Annotated in this window: 12 protein-coding genes, 1 riboswitch and 1 other annotated feature; of the genes, 4 read left to right on the top strand and 8 right to left on the bottom strand. The window is 34.7% G+C overall.

Annotation, left to right across the window (positions count from 1 at the left end):
* Positions 1 to 100 precede the first annotated feature (100 nt).
* Positions 101 to 586, top strand: a complete 486-nt coding sequence (locus tag BAQ48_RS19110) for an 8-oxo-dGTP diphosphatase (RefSeq protein WP_071712385.1) — start codon at positions 101 to 103, stop codon at positions 584 to 586.
* Between the two features lie 29 nt (positions 587 to 615).
* Here the strand turns inward: BAQ48_RS19110 and BAQ48_RS19105 are convergent, their stop codons facing one another.
* From BAQ48_RS19105 to BAQ48_RS19095, 3 genes are read right to left on the bottom strand one after another with little or no spacing between them, the layout of a single operon-like run.
* Complete coding sequence (locus BAQ48_RS19105) at positions 616 to 2,241, bottom strand: YndJ family protein (RefSeq protein ID WP_071712384.1); 1,626 nt, start codon at positions 2,239 to 2,241, stop codon at positions 616 to 618.
* 5 nt (positions 2,242 to 2,246) lie between these two features.
* Positions 2,247 to 2,858: a DUF4166 domain-containing protein gene (locus BAQ48_RS19100; RefSeq protein ID WP_071712383.1), complete on the bottom strand. Its 612-nt coding sequence runs from the start codon at positions 2,856 to 2,858 to the stop codon at positions 2,247 to 2,249.
* A 3-nt stretch (positions 2,859 to 2,861) separates the two neighbouring features.
* Positions 2,862 to 3,770, bottom strand: coding sequence for a DoxX-like family protein (locus BAQ48_RS19095; protein WP_071712382.1), 909 nt, complete (start codon positions 3,768 to 3,770; stop codon positions 2,862 to 2,864).
* Between the two features lie 192 nt (positions 3,771 to 3,962).
* A riboswitch (Lysine riboswitch) is annotated at positions 3,963 to 4,149 on the top strand.
* Between the two features lie 201 nt (positions 4,150 to 4,350).
* On the opposite strand from BAQ48_RS19095, the gene BAQ48_RS19085 reads away from it, so the two are divergent.
* Together BAQ48_RS19085 and BAQ48_RS19080 are read left to right on the top strand one after the other, a co-directional pair.
* Complete coding sequence (locus tag BAQ48_RS19085; protein ID WP_071712381.1) at positions 4,351 to 5,580, top strand: aspartate kinase; 1,230 nt, start codon at positions 4,351 to 4,353, stop codon at positions 5,578 to 5,580.
* Positions 5,581 to 5,947: 367 nt separating this feature from the next.
* Positions 5,948 to 6,403, top strand: a complete 456-nt coding sequence (locus BAQ48_RS19080; RefSeq protein ID WP_071712380.1) for a VOC family protein — start codon at positions 5,948 to 5,950, stop codon at positions 6,401 to 6,403.
* A 409-nt stretch (positions 6,404 to 6,812) separates the two neighbouring features.
* Here BAQ48_RS19080 and asnA read toward each other — a convergent pair whose 3' ends face one another.
* Entirely contained in the window at positions 6,813 to 7,796 is a 984-nt protein-coding gene (asnA, locus tag BAQ48_RS19075; protein WP_000284913.1) for an aspartate--ammonia ligase, read from the bottom strand.
* Between the two features lie 70 nt (positions 7,797 to 7,866).
* Positions 7,867 to 8,125: a binding site (T-box leader), on the bottom strand.
* Positions 8,126 to 8,530: 405 nt separating this feature from the next.
* Here asnA and BAQ48_RS19065 point away from each other — a divergent pair.
* A complete protein-coding gene (locus BAQ48_RS19065) occupies positions 8,531 to 8,665 on the top strand; it encodes a DUF3934 domain-containing protein (protein WP_000047588.1) in 135 nt (44 codons plus the stop codon).
* 95 nt (positions 8,666 to 8,760) lie between these two features.
* On the opposite strand, the gene BAQ48_RS19060 is transcribed toward BAQ48_RS19065, so the two are convergent.
* From BAQ48_RS19060 to BAQ48_RS19045, 4 genes are all read right to left on the bottom strand, one after another.
* Positions 8,761 to 11,967: a DEAD/DEAH box helicase gene (locus BAQ48_RS19060; RefSeq protein WP_071712378.1), complete on the bottom strand. Its 3,207-nt coding sequence runs from the start codon at positions 11,965 to 11,967 to the stop codon at positions 8,761 to 8,763.
* A gap of 132 nt (positions 11,968 to 12,099) precedes the next feature.
* Positions 12,100 to 15,798, bottom strand: coding sequence for an S-layer homology domain-containing protein (locus BAQ48_RS19055; protein WP_071712377.1), 3,699 nt, complete (start codon positions 15,796 to 15,798; stop codon positions 12,100 to 12,102).
* A gap of 50 nt (positions 15,799 to 15,848) precedes the next feature.
* Entirely contained in the window at positions 15,849 to 19,775 is a 3,927-nt protein-coding gene (locus tag BAQ48_RS19050; protein ID WP_071712376.1) for a choice-of-anchor L domain-containing protein, read from the bottom strand.
* A 223-nt stretch (positions 19,776 to 19,998) separates the two neighbouring features.
* Positions 19,999 to 20,931: a response regulator gene (locus tag BAQ48_RS19045; RefSeq protein WP_071712375.1), complete on the bottom strand. Its 933-nt coding sequence runs from the start codon at positions 20,929 to 20,931 to the stop codon at positions 19,999 to 20,001.
* Positions 20,932 to 20,933: the final 2 nt, after the last annotated feature.

Genomic DNA, 20,933 nt, shown 5'->3' with positions numbered 1-20,933 from the left:
AAATAACTAAAAATTCCTAATATTATATTTTTAATTATATAAGATACCATTATGTTATGGTAAATTTATCAAATAAATATATAAAGGAGAATACATCATTATGCCTCCAAATTCACATAACATCGAGCACCAACTCTATACAATGTGTATGATCCAGCGTAACAATGAAGTTTTACTTATAAAACGCCCCGATCATCGAGGTTTTCCTGGCTACATAGCTCCTGGCGGAAAAGTAGAATTCCCAGAAAGCATCCTACAAGCTGCTATACGAGAAGTGAAAGAAGAAACCGGATTACACGTTTCTCATTTAACTTTTAAGGGATTAGACGAATACGTAAATCCTAAGGAAAATGTTCGATATATGGTATTTAACTATTGGACAGATTCATTTGAAGGTGAGCTTCTTATGAACCCTCCTGAGGGTGAATTATTATGGATACCAATCGATACAGCATTAAATCTTCCTATGCAAGATTGGTTTAAAGAAAGATTCCCATTATTTTTTGAAAAAGGTACGTTTGAAATTCAACGTGTTTGGGACAAAGACTTAAATAAACAAGTCGCTATGACAATTGCCCACACGTAAAAAAAGCTTGGAATCTCTCCAAGCTTTTCTTACTTCTCCTCTATTTTCTTTATTTCATAATCAATTTCTAAAAACTTAACTCCGAATATCCACATTTTATGGTGAGCTGTTAGCATTTGATCATTTTCCTCTTTAATAATAAATGTCTCTGCTAACGGTAAACGTACTGTAAAGAAACGAGTATGTAAATAAATCCCTTCATCGCCCTTACCATTTTCTCTTAGCTTACTAGTAATAATTAACTCATTATTATCATTGCGTAATTTTAAAATCCCCGTCATATTCGAATATACTAAAGGTAATGCGATATTCATATATGTATCGTTCTTATATGTATGCATTGAATACAAGGCTAAAAAAATAGACTTTCCTGCTTCATTTTTTCTTAGCCAAGCTCTTACATTTTCCCTTCCGTCTTTCTCATCGATTACACCAATGATAGAGCCGTGCATTGTTTCCCACTTGCCACCCATTCCTAAATGTACTTGTTCGACACGTTCACTCATTTTCTCATAACAAAATGCAAACGGGTGGAACCAACGAGTCCATTTAATATGCGATTGTAACTTATACGCTGTTGTATTTTCATAAAAACGAATAATGCTTAAAGGAATCTTCGCCGTATCAAATGACTCACTATGAAAATCATTCATTTTATCAACTAAACCGTTGTATTCCTTACTATCTACTAAATTTCTACTATGTAAAAACGCCTCACCAATTGTTACACTTCCTCTTAACCGACTCATTGGTTTTCCATAGTATTTATAATTGGGAGCACTCTTTTCCATCATCCAACCAACAAATGCCGGTAGCGCTACTCCAACCCCATTCACAACACCGTGAATCCAAACCATTTGTGCAATTGTAATTGTCATTACTTGTTTCAAATTCCCATATGAATATATGAGTGAGAACACAATCGTGACCATGAGCGTACTAGACGAAATGATTAAAAGAATCTTTGCGCTGATAGCATTAAATTTTGTGCGCCAAACATAAATCCCATAACCATAAATAGCGCATAAATATAGGAACACTGCAAAAAATTCAAATATCCTTGAGTATGTAATTCCAATCGCAACTGTCATCGGTGAAATGACTATAATAAACATAATTGCATCATATACTTTACTTCTCTTTTCTCTCTTCCTCCCAATTAAACCCGCTGATAACGGCAATAGAAATGCCGAATAATGAAAGTGTGCAGCTGTAAGTAAAACAATGTCAGAACTAAACTGCATAATCGAAATCTTTGCTACTGAAGCAAAAAAACAGAAACCACCTAAAAACAAATAAATAAACGCACTATCGATAGCCGTTTCTTCTAATGGCTTCCGTCCTCTTTCTAGTAATCTATTTATACCAAATAACGCAACGATCCCCGTATATATAAACCAAATTATCGCAAAGAAATATTGATTTGTTACGAAAGCTAGCATTGCACAAATCGCTGCTACCGGATATAAAAACGATACGGATTTATTAAATAATAAATACGATCCATTTCGTGTTCTTTTATCAATAATACAAAAAGACATCGGTATAAATAACAAAATAGATAATAATATAATTGCTTCAACAGGGTTTACATACGGCCACTCACATATTAGAAAAACAATATAACAAGCAAAACCAAATATTATATTTCTCATATCATTTATTTCCTTTCCACAAACGTTCCCTTATAGGAAAATAGCGAACCAATTAACGGATTTCGTACTTGAACATGAATTCGAAAACATTGTAGTTCTCCATCATAACTTTCAACAATTTTTGCCTCTCCGTATAAAAGCTTTGGTAAAGGGATTTTTCTTCCAAACATATAGAACCATTGTTTCTTTGAAGAAATATGCATTGCCCCTAACTCATCAATATGAAAACTCAATGTAGAGACGAGTAAATGTGGTTCACCAAAATAATCTACAATTTCATTATTCTCTTCATCCAGTTTCATAACCGCATTAAAATATCTTTCCTTATCATGAAAATAAAACGTGCGATTCCACCTTACAATTTCTATCCCATCTTTATCTAATCCAGCAGTATTATGTATTACAAAAGGCACTTTTTTTCCCCGTTCTGAGAAAAACATACGAAACCTCGATGCAATCTTTAAAATCAATTTAACGAAAAAAGAACCTCCGTAAATTTCATCCATCTTTCCTTCACCTATGAAGCTATTTTCTTCTGTAATCTCATAGCGTTTCTGTAATTTTGGATGAAGTTTTTTATAAGAATCCCCTAATAGTCTTTCATAAATATTAGCCATACATTATCCCTTTCTCGTCCTCTTGCAATTTTTTGCACTTGGCAAATCGAAGCTATTCATATAACCGACAATCGATAATCCAATTAGAAGCAGATTTAACGTAATTGGATTAAACGGCTCTGTAAAGCTTGCGATATTCGTAAATCCTGCTGCTATCGTTAAGGCTATTAACATGAAAATATGTAGTATAAATACATTTCGTTTTGGAAATGGAAATAACCATATGACACCAAAAATAACTTCTAACAGCCCAATTATTTTAAGAATAAAAATACTATTTTCAGTTGAACCAATTATGACCGAAAGCATTTTCACTTCTTCTGGATGAGTAAAAATTATTTTCGGTACAATCCCTTGATATAGCCATACAAAAGCGAATAAAAAACAGACGAGCCAATATGTCATTGTTCTTCTAATTAGCAACTTGGGATGAAGTCCCTTTTCTAACCATAATTTTAAAGCATCAAAACTCCAAGCAGTCGCAGAGCCTAATAACGGGCGAAAAACATATGAATCTATTACATTCCCTATACGGCCAAATCTTGTATCATAATCATATTGTGTTTCAAAATGAATGTATTCATCATTCGGTGTATACTTCCAATACCCACGTCCCATTTGTATAAGCGATAATTGATTGTCTGTCCAAAATTTCAAAGATGAAATCCGTTCCCCAGTTTCTTTTCTAATCTCACCTATCGATTCCCCTTCCCCAGCTATTTCAAGTCCAAATCCGATCTTTGTTTTATACAAAAATTGCTGTGGTTCTCCCTCTTTCTTCTCTAAATACGAAATTTCAGTAAAGCGAGCATCCCACTCTGTATGTATGTCTGGTTCTTGTGTATATTCCCATAATTTCTCCATCGTTGTTTCCATTTCTATTGAAACATAAATAGGTTTTTTCCTTTGCATTCTTCCACCTCCAATGCAGTATATTTTTAATGTACATGCAATGAATTTATTTTGCTACATTTTTCACAAACTTTTTCTGCAAATAGAAAGAATTTTTAAAATATATATAAAACACTTGATTCCCCGAAAAATTTAAATTATTATAAAACAAATGTTACCAACAACTTCATAAATCAAACACTCTCGCCTAAAACGTGAGATAGAGGTTGCAATACTTATAAGTATTCTAATGGAGACACAGAGATGTCTATGAAATTAGAGGAAAGGAAGTGTTGCCGAAATTGATAAACTTCTCTGCATTTATCAATTGGGGCTGTTTTCGAATAGAAACAGAACTGTCATATGTACAGACATGTACGTATGAAGAGCTATCTACAAAAAAGAGATATCATTTTCATGGTATTCCTTTTTTGGCGGTTTTTTTATTAGCTCCGTTTTCTGTTTCCCTTTTCCTGTAACAGCACCATCCTCACTTATTTGAGATGGTGTTTTTTGTTTTTCTCTCTGGTAACTACAGGAATATTGGGATTTATATATGTCCTAACCTATTCTTAAAAATGGACGAAAGAAGGAATTCATAATGGAAACGATTGTACAAAAATTTGGCGGCACTTCTGTCGGAAGCATCGAACGCATTCAACATGTAGCAAATTTAATTATTGAAGAATATGAACGAGGACATAGTATTGTCTCTGTCGTTTCAGCAATGGGAAAAAATACAGATGAACTTGTAGCTCTTGCTAACGCTATTACAGAAAATCCAAGTAAACGTGAAATGGATATGCTTCTATCTACAGGAGAGCAAGTGACTATTTCATTATTAACAATGGCACTACAAACAAAAGGCTATAACGCCATTTCATTAACAGGATGGCAAGCTGGTATTACGACAGAATCTGTGCATAGTAGTGCACGGATTACTGAAATTAACACTGATAGAATTCAGTCATATCTTGCTGAAGGCACAATTGTTATCGTAGCTGGCTTCCAAGGAGTCAGTGAAGATTATGAAATTACAACGCTTGGACGCGGTGGTTCTGATACGACTGCTGTCGCATTAGCAGCGGCATTAAAAGCGAAAAAATGTGATATTTATACGGATGTGACAGGCGTTTTCACGACTGATCCACGAGTTGTAGAAACTGCTTACAAATTAGATGAAATTTCTTATGACGAAATGTTAGAGCTTGCAAACCTCGGCGCTGGCGTATTACATCCGCGTGCTGTTGAATTTGCTAAAAATCATAATGTCGTTTTAGAAGTTCGCTCAAGTATGGAACAAGAAAATGGGACAATTGTAAAAGGAGAATGTAACATGGAACAACAATCAATCGTTAAAGGTATTGCATTTGAAGATAATATTACACGTATCACCATTAAAGGATTAGAACAAGGTTCACTTTCAACCGTTTTCTCTACATTAGCAGCGGCACACATTAATGTAGATATCATCATTCAAAGTATTACAAATGAAGGAACTGTTCACCTCTCCTTCTCAATCCATTCTAATGATTTAAGAGAAACATTAGAAGTATTGGAACAAAATCAAGAGGCACTTCACTATGAATCTGTAGAATATGAAAATCATTTAGCAAAAGTATCAATTGTAGGGTCTGGTATGGTCTCTAACCCAGGAGTTGCGGCAAATATGTTCACTACTTTAAAAGAAGAAGGTATTCATATTAAAATGGTAAGTACATCAGAAATTAAAGTATCTGTCGTTATTGACCGCCTTCATTTAGTTACAGGTGTTGAAGCACTTCATCAATCATTTATGGCGAAAATTGAGCCTTTAGTGCAGATGAGTTAATTTCCACTCGTAAAACTTAAAACAAATTATATGAATCTATTTCCTTCCTATATAAATAAAAATAGGATAGGAATGTTTTGCAAGAAAGTCAAAATTGTTCTATCGAATAACAGCTCCAGTATCAAATTCTTGAAACTATTTGAACATGATAACATTCACGAAATAAAGTTCGCGCATATTTCAATAGTAGAGGGTTTATGAGGTGTTGTTCGTTAACAAGGTGTTATATACTATACCCGAAAAGACCTTGTCACATTTTTCTACACTGTGACAAGGTCTTTTGTTTAAAAGGAATTTGTAACTTTTTAATAGTATAATTAAGAAGATGATTAGATAATACATTTTTACATATAAGGAGATAAAGACAATGACGAAAAACAAATTACTCAGAATGGACAATGTCAGCATCGTTGTAGAATCCCTCGATAACGCAATCTCTTTCTTCGAGGAGATTGGTTTGAAACTCGAAGGGCGCGCTACTGTCGAAGGTGAATGGGCTGGTCGCGTAACTGGACTCGGTTCTCAGTGCGTAGAAATTGCTATGATGGTTACACCAGATGGACATAGCCGAATTGAACTTTCGCGATTTCTTACTCCGCCCGCTATAGCAGATCATCGAACAGCTCCTGTAAACGCCCTCGGATATTTGCGCGTCATGTTCACCGTTGAAGACATTGACGAAATGGTATCTAGGCTTACTACTAAGCATGGTGCTCAGCTCGTTGGCGAAGTAGTTCAATACGAGAACTCATACCGTCTCTGCTACATTCGCGGAACTGAAGGAATTTTAATCGGTTTAGCGGAAGAACTTGGTAACAAGTAAGTGATATTTTTTAAAAAGTTGTTGGCTATGCCAAACAGAAATTCATTATAAATGAAACCACTATATTTTTAACCACGTCCTAACTTTAGAACGTGGTTATGCTTGTTTGAGCTTTTAAAAATGTATTTTCATTTTACATATAGATTTCAATACTCTATCCAAACATTTTTTTAACATATCACTAACATCCAAAAATCATTATAAAACAATTTAATTATTCACTTTACCCTTTCCTAGGAAATATAGCGGACTCTTCTCACTTCTTATCACATATATCCTTGCAATCTTTTCCTTCTAATCCGCCCTTGAATTCCCTCATAATAATGAATTCAGTTATTAGTAAAACTCACTTTTACAAAGTAAAAAAGAGAGTAACTCTATTCCTGAGCCACTCTCCTTCATAATTCTATTAAAATAGATGAATGTTTTCTTTCTTGCAAGCTTCACGTAAATCATCAGGCCATACAGAAGATTGAACTTCACCAATATGTGCTTTTCGTAAGAAGTACATGCACATTCTTGATTGTCCGATACCACCACCAATTGTTAATGGTAGTACGTCTTCTAAAATACCTTTATGGAAATCATATTCACGTTTGAAGTCATCACCTGTTTTCGTTAACTGCTCATCAAGTGATTTACTATCAACACGAATTCCCATTGATGATAATTCGAATGAAGCTTGTAGCACTGGGTGCCAGAATAAAATGTCACCGTTTAATTTCCAATCATCATAATCAGCTGCACGTCCGTCATGTTTTTCTCCTGAACGAAGTGCATCACCAATTCCGATAATAAAGACTGCACCGTGTTCTTTCGCAATCGCATGTTCACGATCTTTCGGTGTTAATTCTGGATATTTATCTTCCAGCTCCTGAGAAGTAACGAAAACGATTTCTTCTGGTAAATACTTTCCTAGGAACGGATACTTTTCAAACAAGTGATCTTCTAAATCTTTGAATATTCCATAAATTGTTTGTACTGTTTTTTGTAAGTAATCGACAGTACGCCATTCTTTTTGAACAATTTTTTCCCAATCCCATTGGTCAACGTAAATGGAATGTGTTGCATCAAGTTCTTCATCACGACGAATCGCGTTCATGTTCGTATATAAACCTTCACCAGCTTCATATCCGTATTCATGTAATGCAAATCTTTTCCACTTCGCTAGTGAATGAACAATTTCTAATTCTTCTCCTGAATGTAGCATATCAAATTCAATTGGACGTTCTACACCGTTTAAGTGATCGTTTAATCCTGATTTTTTCGTTACGAATAATGGTGCAGATACGCGGAATAATTCAAGGCGTTTTGCTAATTGATCCTCGAAAAATGTTTTAACTTCCTTAATTGCAATTTGAGTCTCTCTTACTGTCATTAATGATTGATACATGGTGGTTTCCTCCTAAAATGTTTGGATGTTGTGAAAAGAAGCCAACAAAAAAAGCCCTTCTTCCCCAAAAAACTGGGACGAAAGGCTTTGGTTCCGCGGTACCACCCAAATTAGCAACAGAGGTTGCTCACTTATACAGTACGGAGATGGAATATCTCGATACTGTTCTTCTTGTAACGGCGAAGTTCCCGGCTAAGTCTACTTTCCTATAAAGGATTTCGGTTAGCAACTCCAGGAGGTTCTTCATAATAGGCTTCGTATCAGGCTCACACCACCCCTGACTCGCTTAGACTACGTCCTACTACTACTCGTCCTTTCATAGTCGTTTTGTTGTCACATCTCTGAAACATTTTATTAATGATTATTCTATACAAAAAATAAAGAAAGTCAACAAAAATTTAAAAATATTTTTCAATTCTTTATTTTACGGCTTTATTGATTGTTTTCAATATAACATCTTCACTTCTTTTGTCTTGTCAATCCAAAAAACGTTTCACTAACCGAAACTAACATATACACAACAAGTAATGTAATCGTTCGAAATATAGAATCCGCAGTATTTCGTATTATTTTCATTTTCTTTGTAATTCCTTTCAGTTTACTTGCAAATTCATGATATACTATAGCATTCAAGCAGTTTATTTTTACTTAAAGTAAATATAGTCATTTATAAAGAGTATTTTCTAAATCATTGACTATTATCAAATAAGATTTTTATATAACGGAGTGATCATATGAGTAAAACGAAAGCAAAACCGAAAAAAGGTGTAGGACAAGGTACAGGAAGTAAAGGATGGAATCGTTGGCAATCAAGTGCAAAGAAAAAGGCAGCTGCCAAGCCATATAAAAGTAAAGGCACTAAAAAATAAATTCTGTATTATCTCTTTACTTTGTTCAAAACAAATTATAATTATTACACTAAAAAAGCTATGCTCTCATACATGTGAAAGCATAGCTTTTTATATTAAATCATTAAAATATCTCGTATTTCTTCCTCCGTGATTGATGATAATTTCTCTTCACCCGGCTCAATCACTTCGGCTATTAAATTTTTCTTACTCTCTTGCAATTCATGCATCTTTTCTTCAATTGTTCCGTGAGCGACTAACTTAATCACTTGCACTGTATTTTTTTGTCCCATCCGATATGCTCTATCAGCTGCTTGTTGCTCAACTGCTGGATTCCACCATAAATCGTATAATATGACCGTATCTGCCCCTGTTAAATTGAGACCAGTACCACCAGCTTTTAATGAAATGAGAAATAAATCACCTTCTCCTTCGTTAAAACGATCACATAGCTCTACACGCTCCTGCGCAGGTGTACTCCCGTCTAAATAAAAGTAGGGAATTGCTTGACGATTCAACTCACGACCAATAATGGAGAGCATTTTTGTAAATTGAGAAAAGATTAAAATTCTCTTCCCTGTGCTTCTACATTCCTCTAATATTTCTAATAGCTGTTCAAATTTAGCTGAACTACCTTTGTAATCATCAACAAATAAAGCAGGATGACAACAAATTTGCCTTAATCTCGTTAAGCCAGCTAAAATTCTAATTTTATTTTTACGTAACGTATCCTTGTCTAAATGTTTTAACGTTTCTTCTCTTAACTTCGCTAAATAAGCAGCATAGAGACTTTTTTGATCGGGTAATAACTCCGATGACTGTATATGCTCTATTTTATCAGGAAGCTCCTGTAGTACGTCCCCTTTAAGTCGCCTTAATACGAATGGTTTCACTCGCTTCGCTATATCTTCACGCCTTAAATCACCGAACTCTTTTCTTCCTGGCAATAATTCCGGGAATACGACATGAAAGATAGACCATAGCTCCTCTAATGAATTTTCTACAGGTGTCCCCGTTAATCCGAAACGATATTCAGCTTGAATCGTTTTCACTGCTCTTGCAGTTTGTGTTGTAGGGTTTTTAAACGCTTGTGCTTCATCAAGAAATAGCGTGTGAAACGGCCTTGCATACAATCTTATGTCCCTTCTCAGCAATGGATATGACGTAATTACGACATCAAATTCCACTATATCTTTCAATATTTTTCGGCGCTCTTCTTGACTTCCATCGGCAATAACCGCTCGAATATGCGGAGCGAATTTTTTCAATTCACTAAGCCAGTTATAAACAAGTGATGACGGTGAAACGACTAATATGGGCAGCTTCTTCTCTCGAATTTCAGGCAAGACGGAATCTATAAAAGCGATACTTTGCAGCGTTTTCCCAAGCCCCATATCATCTGCTAAAATACCGCCAAAACGGTAATGAGCGAGTGTTTTCATCCACTCGAATCCATACACTTGATACTCTCTCAGAACAGCGTGTAAAGTATTTGGCACAGCAAACTTTAATTTTTTCGGATTTTGAATGTTTTCCACTAACTCTTGAACAGACTCGTCTAAACTTAAAACGTTTCCTTCATGAAGTCCGTTCATCCATTTTACACTCCGAATAAGTGGAACATTTACTTCTTCACCATGTAAAAACTCTTTCCGAATACCCGATTCTTTTACAAATTGATTAATTTCATTAAACTCTTTACTCTCCAGTGATAATAACGAACCATTCGCTAATCGATAATATTTACGTTTCTCTTCAAGAGCCGCTAATACACCTTTAATTTCAGCTTCCGGTATTCCTTTTATATCAAAACGAAATGACAACCAATCAATTCTTTCTTTTCTTCTTACTCTAATAAGAGGAGCTGTATCTCCTTTATGAATTCGTAATTTGATTGCTGTCGTCGCATAAATATCTACTAAACCTTTTAATGTTGGAACGACGTGATATAAAAAGTTATATTCAGCTTCTTCATTATGCATAAAGTAACCGCCTTCTGTTTTCGCAAAGGCGCTTTCACTCATCATGTCTATAATCTCTTTTTCCTTCTTCTCATCACGATTAAAAACAGACGGCTGTCCGTCCTCTTCTAGCGGATTAATCACAACGTTTCCATAGTGGAATTCGAGACCGGCTAACAAACGATTTTTCACTCGATCTAAATACAACTTCGCTTTTAGTGACGGTGTTTCAACACGATCTGATATTACTTCATCAATTCGAACTGTTCCGAGTTTCATTAACCCTGGCACAACTTTCGCTACGAAATGTTCCATCTTATTTTCAGGAATGTAAAACTGATTGCTATTTGAACGATTCATCATCTTTTGTAATTCAATAAGCCGCATACACTCTTCTATATGTAAATGATATAGTTTCCCGTCATAAAGTGCATTGTTATACATATCCATAACTTGTACACGGTTTAATCCATCTATATGAAGTGTAAATCCACCATTATTCCCTTTCGCAAACTCGAAATGTAACGGCAATAACCCTTTAGAAACTTGTAAACCGTGAAACAGTTGTTCATGTTGTTTCAACTGTACAGACTCGACTTTAGAAAGTAAAGAAAGCATGTCATTCCACGAAGCTGGCGGTATGAATATCATACTTTCATCTTGTTTTGCATGTACTTCTAGCGCATCTTCATACATTTTTTCATTATGATAAATTTTAATAAGCTGCTGAATAATTGCGTCCGTCTCTTGTTTAAAACTATGTACATCTGGTGTGTATATAAATTCATTGGAACAATGAAAAGCCTCTCTTTTTTCCACTTTAGAAAGAAAGTCTCTAATATGATTTATAAAATATGTTTTCGCAAGTTTTAACTGAATTCCAAGAAGAGCCCCACCGCTTTTCGTCGCTACTGGTGAACATATAAACGTAACATCTAAGATTTCACGTGTATCAAAACGATGTTGTTTACTTTTTGGCTTCAGTGGTTTGTCTGCAAACAATTGAAACATCCCGCTCGTTAATTGATCATTCTCGCTCATGTTTTCACTACTAGTAAGGGACCTTCCACCCATTTGTTGCTGTTCATTTATTTGTAGCAGTACTGCTGCAACATGTTGACAGTACGTTTGAAAAGAAGCTAATGAAGGACAACTACATCTCGCAACAACATCACCTTTTTTAGCTTTTTCTACTGTAACATGAAAATCTTCGCTCCCTTTTACCGTCGCCTCGCAAATTTCTTTATTTACATCATAATGATTCAAGATTACTTTATTTGCTTTATAATAAGCTTCGCCTCTTTTATATGAAGTCTCGCCACATACTTCTTTAATAATCGATTTATTTATATGAAAACTCAATGGTTCAACTCCTTACGTCACTCATTTCATTCTATAAATATTGTACATGTATACTCCATTAAGTAAAGTCGTACATACGAAAAACAAAAACAAGCGCCTTTCGCTACATAACGAAAGGCGCTAATCTTTTAATTAATTGATGTCATCTAAATACCAAGATCCATCTTTTTTCACTAAATCATACGTATACGTAAATGATTCACCTTGCTCACCTTGAACTGGTACACTTACTTTCACACTTAATGTTGAAGGTGTTTCACTTACACTTGTGAATGTTTTCATTGCCTCTGTATTATAAACATTCGTTACAGGGTATAAATAATACGGATTTAATATCCACTGTCTATTATACTTATAAGCTTTTTCAAATTGCTTCCCTGTAAATTTTGGCTCATAAAACTTTTTCATCTGTTTTTGTAAGTCTTCAAACTTTTCTTCTTCCGGCGATTTTACTGCCGCTTGTAAAATGTTATTTGCGTGCTGCTCTGCATCTAATATTAATTGCTGAGCACTTTGTAAAGATAAACCTGATAGTGCTCGCTTATCTTCCTCACTTCCCGAAACTTGAGCACTAACCTTACCTGTCAATCCTTTATAAGCGACATTAATTTCAGTCGTATCTCCGATTTTCGCATCGTCTTTTACTGTCACTTCTCCGAGTTCATTCACGATAACGAAATCTTTTGAACTTTTGAAAGTAAGTAGATTCGGTTGTGTTACTTTTTTATAATATTGCTTCTCTACCGGTAATCCTGCTTTTTGCCTTTCTTCAATAAGTTCTTCAGGTATTGCTATCTCTAAAAATACCTCTAACTGTTCTTTTTGTTTTTTCATTACAAATATCTTTTCAGGGCTTATTTTCAATTTTTTCGGTTTTACAATATATACTGGTACTTTTAACTCTTTTATCACCTCTTGATCGTCTAAAAGTTCAAAAGTAATGTCTATTTTTTGATTTTCTTTTATCGTTGATTTTGCATGAACCGAAAATTGATTTTCCCCCTTTTTTTCCACCCCTACTAAATCATTGTTTTCACTTTTAACTCTTATTGTCTCATTTTTTGATAATCTTTTCGGTATTAATTGTATTTCACTTTCATCAAATACTTTTTTCACAACATCTAAATCCCCTATTTCTCCCTCCTCTAACAATAGATGCGCCCTATTAGACTCTAGTTCTGTATTTTCACAAGTGCTCAAGCTACCAAAAGGCTCATTTTTAGCTAGCAACGTTGTTTTTAATGAAAGGCCATCGTATATTATTAAACTTGCTTCCAATCCAGCTTTTGCATAAATTGATAATGACCCTTTTGCACAAAACGCAGTTCTTGTATCCTCAAATACACTCCATCCATCTACTATCGCCGAACTCCTAGCCTCTGCCTCAACTTTAACTCCTCCCTCTACATAAACTCCAACTAAAACTAAATTTGCAATTGTCAAACCGCCTTTTATCTTTATCCCTGTCTCTCCTACAAGTTTGGCTTCTCCTGCCATCTGAAAATGTGGTCCAATCTTTCTTTGTTCCTTTATTATTGTCCCTTTATCCAATCCAATTGTATTAACCTCTGCTTCATTAACGCCGAACTCTACTCCAAGTGTTAAATCTGCTTTTATTACCAAATACCCTTCTACCATTACTCCTAAACTTGGATTTAACGGATGTTTCACATAAAAAGTAAATATCGGTTTTGCTAGCGGATCTACTTTTGCAGATCTTTCTTTAATTAGCTCTTTCCATTCTGAGTATGGTTTTTTCAACATTTCTTTAGCTTTTTTATCTAACTCTGCTTTACATGCCTTGTCATCTATTGTACATTCAGTGTGCTCAGCAGTAATTTTTAAATTTTTCTCGACTTTATTTGTCAAAATTACTTTTAAATCCGATAAACTAGTCGCATTTTCAGCTTCATATTCAAAATCCTTAATTGCTATTTCACCCTTAATAGCCAAATCCCAATTGTTCTCTTCTTTTTTCGAATTACTTATTGTAGCCAAATCTACTTTATCCTTTTCTCTCTCTTTACTACCTAATTTTAGATCTACTTGCATTCTAAACTCAGGCTCAAACTTAGTAGACTGTTTAGGTTCATCAAGCCATTTATTGGGGGCGAAAAATAATGCTCCTTGCGCTTCCTTGCCAATCGGAATTTCATTAAGTTTGTTTTTATTTTCAAACTCGCCGATATTTTTTTGAAAAGGTGAAAATTGATTTACTAGCGTAACACCTTCTGCCAAAAACACTGCTTTAGTATTTTCAGGAGTAAGCTTCACCTTTCCTTTTACATCCACACTCTCAACTACTTCTTTAGCCTCTGGTTGTACTGCTTTTACAACCTTCTCCCCATCACTTCCATCAGTTACAGAGATAATTTTAATAACAACCCCAAGTGGATTATTTGGGATTGGTGGCAAAATTAAAATGTTATCATTTTTCAACTCTTTTAATTTTGCTGCTTCTTTTTTGAATGTGAAAGTATCTGTTTGAGTTTGTACTATATCATCCTTATATTGCTCTTTCACTTCATATACGTTCTTTTTGTATACGATACTTGCTTTTTCACCGTTTCCTCCATTACCCGTACCGCCACCGGTATCACCATCCCCAGTAGTTGGCTCATCTTTCTTGTAATCAATCACTTTACTCACGACCGCTGTCGACTCTGCTCTCGTTAACGTTTGTTTCGGTTTAAACGTCCCATCTGGATACCCTGAAATAATTTTCGCATGAATTAATGCAGCTATTAATTTAGGATTTTTCGTAAATTCACCTTTATCTTCAAATTTTATTTCCTCATCTACTTCTTTTAACTTCAACACTTTCGCGATAATGATCGCCATTTCTTCCCTCGGGATTTCTTGCTCTGGTTTGAAGTTATCTCCATATTCTTTCTTTTCAATAATTCCTTCTTTTATCGCTGTTTCGACGTACTGATTTGACCACTTACTTTTCGGTACATCTTTAAACGTCTCTTGGTCTTTTACAATCTTATATCCTTGTTGTAACACAATCATCGACAAAAACTGTTCTCGCGTTAGGCGATCTTCTGGACCAAAAATTCCATTTCCTTTACCAGATACAATCTTCATCTCTTTTAATCTCTTTATATCTTTATACGCCCAGTAGGAAGGTGGTACATCATCAAATACATATCCATAATCAAGTAATTTAACGATGACTGCTGCCGACTCGGCTCTCGTTAATGTTTGTTTCGGTTTGAACGTTCCGTCCGGATATCCTGAAATGATTTTTGCATTTACTAATGCAGCTATCAATTTAGGATTTTTCGTAAATTCACTTTTATCTCCAAATTTTATTTCTTCATCTACTTCTTTTAACTTTAAAACCTTTGCGATCACAATCGCCATTTCTTCCCTTGAAATTTCTTGTTCTGGCTTAAAGTTATCTCCGTATTCTTTCTTCTCAATAATCTCTTCTTTTATTGCAGTTTCAATGTATTGGTTTGACCACTTACTTTTCGGCACATCTTTAAATGTCTCTTGATTTTTTACAATCTTATACCCTTGCTGTAACACGACCATCGACAAAAATTGTTCTCGCGTTAAGCGATCTTCTGGACCAAATAGCCCATCTCCCTTACCAGATACAATCTTCATCTCTTTTAATCTCTTTATATCTTTATACCCCCAGTAAGAAGGTGGTACATCTTTGAATACAAGCTCGTTTTTATTCTCAACTGCACTATGAAACTGATTTGTTTTTTTATTTACCTCGTTAGCAGCGTACGCTATTGCACCATCAAATATCAATGTTATAAATAGTACAAACAGTATACTCAATTGAGCTACTTTTTTAAGCCAATTTTTCATCCCGTATTCCCCTTTTGCATTCAAAATGAAATAAAGATAACCGCATCGAATTATTCATCAATTGTAGAAAGAACAGTCTCTATGTTTATACCGTCTCCAGCCTTTTTAATGAATGATTTTCCAATATTTAAATCTCCTGAAATTTTAGGTAACAATAAATAATCAAGCCATACCGTTTCCCCTGACGGAATAGAATTAACAACTCGCTTCAACTCTGTTCCTGGTGTATAAACAAAGTTTTTCTTTTCTTCTTCATTTAACTCTACTTGTAAGTCATAAATAACGTTTGGCGATTTATTTTCAATCCCTACCCTAACTACATATGGAAGACCTCTATATGCTTTTTTATCTACTTTAATATGCATCTTCACTCCGTCTTCCCCGTACACTTCAATTGGCTTAGCTGTTTTAAACTCGGCAGAAAGTCGCTCATCAAATGGATATAATGTAGATGAGAAATTAGCATTCAAATGATATTCACCTTTTTTATCTCCACGAATATACCACTCAGCTTTCTTAACCTCATTTCCCCCTATCGTTCCTAAATGGATTGTGTCAGTTTGTTTTTCGGAAATCGGAGCTAAACTTAATCCTTCTGGTAAATTTAGTGATACATTTGTATTCGTTAATTCAAATGGTTCGTCTGCGAAACTTTGAATCATCACTTCCACTTTAAAGAACTCTTTCAGCCAACTTACTTTCCCTGGGACTACCATATATCCAACTGCAGGAGGCGCTTCTTTTTCTTGGAAACGTTCATTTTGAATAACAACTGGGTACACATTAACCTCACTTGCACCACTACCAATCGACACGTTTAAATCACCTTGTATAACTTTACCTACATTATTAATAATGTAATCAACTTTTTTATCCTCATTATCTATTTTCAAATGCAGTTCAAACTTATACACGTGGCGATTATCAGGATGATTGACATCAATACCAGCCTTCTCTATTTCTTCTTTCGACATTTGAGTTACGTTCATCTTTCCATCAAATAACTGTGAAGGTTCTAATGTGACTTTTTGCTTCGTCCGCTCATCATTCTTTACAACTACGTCTACAGCAACTGGTTTATAGCCTTTTTTATAAACGTATACTTTATAAGCACCTTCTTGTGGTTTTAACGACAAAGTACCATTGCTACCTGTTATTAACTTTTGTTTATTTTCTTTCGAATCTTCTAACACAACATTAACACTATCCATTCCGCGTCCATTTCCATCTTGTACTTCTAATATTAAACCAGTCTCTTTTTCTGTTACTTCAACAGGAATGTTCAAACTTTGTTTATCTTTCGTTATCGTAACAGTTGCAGTTCCTTTTTTATCTTGAGCTACCAACTTCCCAGAAGCATCTATTGCTACTACAGATGGATTAGAAGATTTAAAATTCGCACTTTTCGTAACATCTTTCAGCGAACCATCTTCATATACTCCTGTAACTTTTAGTTCGTATGCCTCTTTCGTTTTTAATGCAATTTTCTTCGTACCAACTTGTAATGCCACAAGAGGATTCTCTACTTTTACTTTCACTTCCTTTTTTATATCTCTTACAGATACTGTAATAATAGATTCTCCTTCTTTTTGTGCTGTTATAAATCCATACTTATCGACTTTCACGTTGTCGTTGTTACTAGCAAATGTTGCTTCATTATTAATTGATGAACGGTAGTTCTCTTCATAAACTCCTGTTACTTGTAACTTTTTCATATCACTAATAAGCAACGTTATATTTGATGCTTCGAATTCAATGTCTTTCAGACCGTTTTCAACGTATACCGGGATACGTATCCTTTCTCCTCTATAATCACCAACAAGAGTCGCTTGCCCTTGTTTAAGCCCTCTAACCTCTCCATTAGCTGTAATTTTAGCGATATTCTCATCATTTATCCAAAAACTTACTTGATCTGTAATATCCTTCTCACTATTGTCATACTTTGCTTTTACTACAATTTTATCTTTAGAGCCTTCTTTTAATGTAAGCTGATTTTTATCAGTTACTACTTCTTTCAATTGTTTTTCTACCTTTACTGTCCCCTCTATTGTTAAACCTTCATAATTTACTTTAACCTTTGTTTCTCCCTCTTTCTTTCCTTTCACATACATTGAACCATACATTGAATCATTTATTAATTCAGCAATATCTTTATTAGCAACAGATATTTCAGATTTTCCCGTAACATCTTCACGGTACCAATCATCATATGATGCTACAACAGCAAAATGATAATTTTCTCCTTCTATTACTACTGGATTAATAGTAGGAGCAACATAAATTTCTTTCAATTTACGATTTGATTTTTTCACAGTTACCTTTGCCGTTTTCTTAATTCCACCATACTCTACTGTAATAACTGCCTCTCCTTCATTTACAGCTCGAAAACTATTAAAACCAATGATACGCGCAACATTTTCATCTGAGCTTGTTAATTTTACATTCCCATATATACTTTCCACTAATCCACCATCATAAATTGCTCTTACATCGATATATCCTACATTTTTATCTACTAATACAAAATTATCTCTATCTAGCTCAATATCTTTTAATGTTTTTTCGACTTCTATCGTAGCCCAAGTGCTCTCTTCACCATACTTTATGTCCACACCCGTTACTCCAGCATTTTGTGCTATTATTTTATTTTTCGGATCTAACTTCGCAACACTAGTATCATTTACTACTATTTCAACATTCTCAGTAATATCTTTTTCTTGGCCATCATTGTACTTAGCCACTACTTTAAACGTTTTCTCTTCACCAACTTTTAATTTCATCCGTTGGGGTTCGATAACAATTCTATACATAAATATACTAATTGAATCCTGAAAAGTAGTTGCTCCATCTCTCGCTCCATGTAAAGAAAGTTGCAAATCACGATCTTGTTTACTTACTTCTATTTGAAGCGTTTTCTTAAGTTCGCCTTTCTCAAAAAATACTTTCCCCTGATTTTTCGTTACACTAGCACCTTTCTGAGGAAGAGTTAATTTCCACTCCACGCTATCGTCTTTATTTGTATTTCCTGTTCTTACAATATTAACACTGACTTTTGCCTTATCAGTACCTGTATCCTCTACTCTCCATCCATCAACGTAAACGTGATCATACTCTACTGGGGAGGGTATATCTTCAAATATAAATGGTTTAACAAGTACATTTGAATCTACGCCATTATCCTTTCCATCCGCTATTACTAGCTTGATCTTATTCCAATCTTTTACTTTTAAGTTAGAGCTAGTATTTAATACTGTAGTCATTCCGTCCATTTCCGTATTTTCTGAAGCGTCTGTATTCGAGATATAGTACTCTCTATTACTCCACTTGTTAACACTGGAAGTTGTGACTGAACTCCTAGTCCAATTGTCTATAACCGCTATATTTTTCTCGTTAATAAACATCCCTATCGCATCACTATAATCCGAAAATTCCTCATACTCCTCTGAAGCAAGCGCATACTGTACATTCATTATTTCTTTCGTTGGCTTAAACTCAAACTCTAAAACACTCGCATCAAATGTTTTCGTTCCATTCCCTAGCAATCGTTCTACATGACTATCACCGGGCTGATTATTAATCTGTGTGTAACTTCTATACTTATTTGGTCCTATAATACCTTTCGCATTACCTGTACTTAAAATAACTCCGTCTTCAATTCCAAAAATATTTCGCTTCGCTTGCACTGTGCCAGCTGCCTGATTTGCACCTTTATATTTCACATTTCGAATTTCCACTCCATCACCAACGAGTTTTTTCGCTAGCTGTTCCGCTTTCACATTATCATCTAATGTGGATACTGAAATGTCTGGGTTATTACTCTTACCAGCCTCTTGAACACTTTTTATTTCGAATTTTCTTTCTTCTTTAGTTGTTTCTTCCCCATTTGCCTTTACATAAAAACCTGGTAACTGTAAACATAAAATAGCAATTATACAAATTGTTAATACGTTTTTTAAATGCTTATATTTTCCTCCCAACTACTTATCCCCTTTCTTTTTTTCAAATACATACGTTTCCGCTATTAACTCCTTTCTTTTCATTTTTTTGGAAACTCATAAATATATTAATCTATTCCTATTATCAAATTCAATAGCGTTTTTCACAAATTGTTCATTTATTCAGAAAATACTTTTCGACACAAAATAAACCAAATCAATGTAAGATTTGGTTTATCAATGTTTATACCCTATATCGTATTTTTCAATCTATCTCCATCAACCGTTTCGCCTCAAAATACAACACTTGAATAAACTTTTTCGTGTTTATCCGCGTATGACCTGAAACTGCAAATTCTTCCTTTGTCATTTCTGTCATCCGTTTTCTAACTATCGTAAAATCAAAAAATTTCGGAGCATAGCTTTCAAATTTCGGATTTGAAAAATCTGTTAATCCTAAAGAAGCCAAATGATTTAACGACTGATAAATCGCTCTGCGCACTCTTTGTTCAGATGCTTTTTTCTCTTTATCGATATCCGTATGTAAAGCTCCGTCTCCTAATTTTTTTATCGTAATATAGTGGAAAATATCTTTTAACGCAGGAAATCCAAATTCAAATGTTTGCGCCTTTTCTTGCCCATATAAATATTCCAGCATACTAAGTAAATCCTTACTTCCATTTTCTCCTGCGATACCGAGTTCTGATAGTAAGAAACGTCCTGAATCTGCTATCTTTTTTGCTTCTTGCACCGGTTCATTGCGCATTTGCGGCTGCTCCCACTGAAACACGTTATTCAATGATTTTTGAATATCATGTATGGAACGCTCTAAGCGAATCCGTTCCATTACTTTTCGTACGACAGATTCAACTTCAATTTTGTTTAGTGGTTTCGTAATATAATACTCCACACCAAGTGTATACGCCTCACCAATGAGCTGTTTCGATTCAACTTGGGAAATCATAATAATTTTCCCATTGAATGAAGGCGCTATATGGCGAACTGTTTCAATGCCGTCTCTCATCGGCATGAGTAAATCAATAAATAAAATATCTACTTTTTTATAATTTAACTGTTCCGCTTCAATAAACGCTCCATCTTCCGATTCTCCAATTACTTCCCCAAGATCGCCATCCTCAATAATTTGCGAAAGCATCGAACGGAAAACTTCATCATCATCTACAATATAATAAAACAACC

This window comes from Bacillus luti, from assembly GCF_001884105.1.
Lineage (GTDB): Bacteria > Bacillota > Bacilli > Bacillales > Bacillaceae_G > Bacillus_A > Bacillus_A luti.
The sequence above is the reverse complement of the archived record's forward strand: the minus strand, read 5'-3'. Positions and strand labels throughout refer to the sequence as shown.

Bases quoted from the DNA above. Each gene is read 5' to 3' on its own strand.
- BAQ48_RS19110 (WP_071712385.1), top strand. From the start codon at position 101: ATGCCTCCAAATTCACATAACATCGAGCACCAACTCTATACAATGTGT.
- BAQ48_RS19105 (WP_071712384.1), bottom strand. From the start codon at position 2,241: ATGAGAAATATAATATTTGGTTTTGCTTGTTATATTGTTTTTCTAATA.
- BAQ48_RS19100 (WP_071712383.1), bottom strand. From the start codon at position 2,858: ATGGCTAATATTTATGAAAGACTATTAGGGGATTCTTATAAAAAACTT.
- BAQ48_RS19095 (WP_071712382.1), bottom strand. From the start codon at position 3,770: ATGCAAAGGAAAAAACCTATTTATGTTTCAATAGAAATGGAAACAACG.
- BAQ48_RS19085 (WP_071712381.1), top strand. From the start codon at position 4,351: ATGGAAACGATTGTACAAAAATTTGGCGGCACTTCTGTCGGAAGCATC.
- BAQ48_RS19080 (WP_071712380.1), top strand. From the start codon at position 5,948: ATGACGAAAAACAAATTACTCAGAATGGACAATGTCAGCATCGTTGTA.
- asnA (WP_000284913.1), bottom strand. From the start codon at position 7,796: ATGTATCAATCATTAATGACAGTAAGAGAGACTCAAATTGCAATTAAG.
- BAQ48_RS19065 (WP_000047588.1), top strand. From the start codon at position 8,531: ATGAGTAAAACGAAAGCAAAACCGAAAAAAGGTGTAGGACAAGGTACA.
- BAQ48_RS19055 (WP_071712377.1), bottom strand. From the start codon at position 15,798: ATGAAAAATTGGCTTAAAAAAGTAGCTCAATTGAGTATACTGTTTGTA.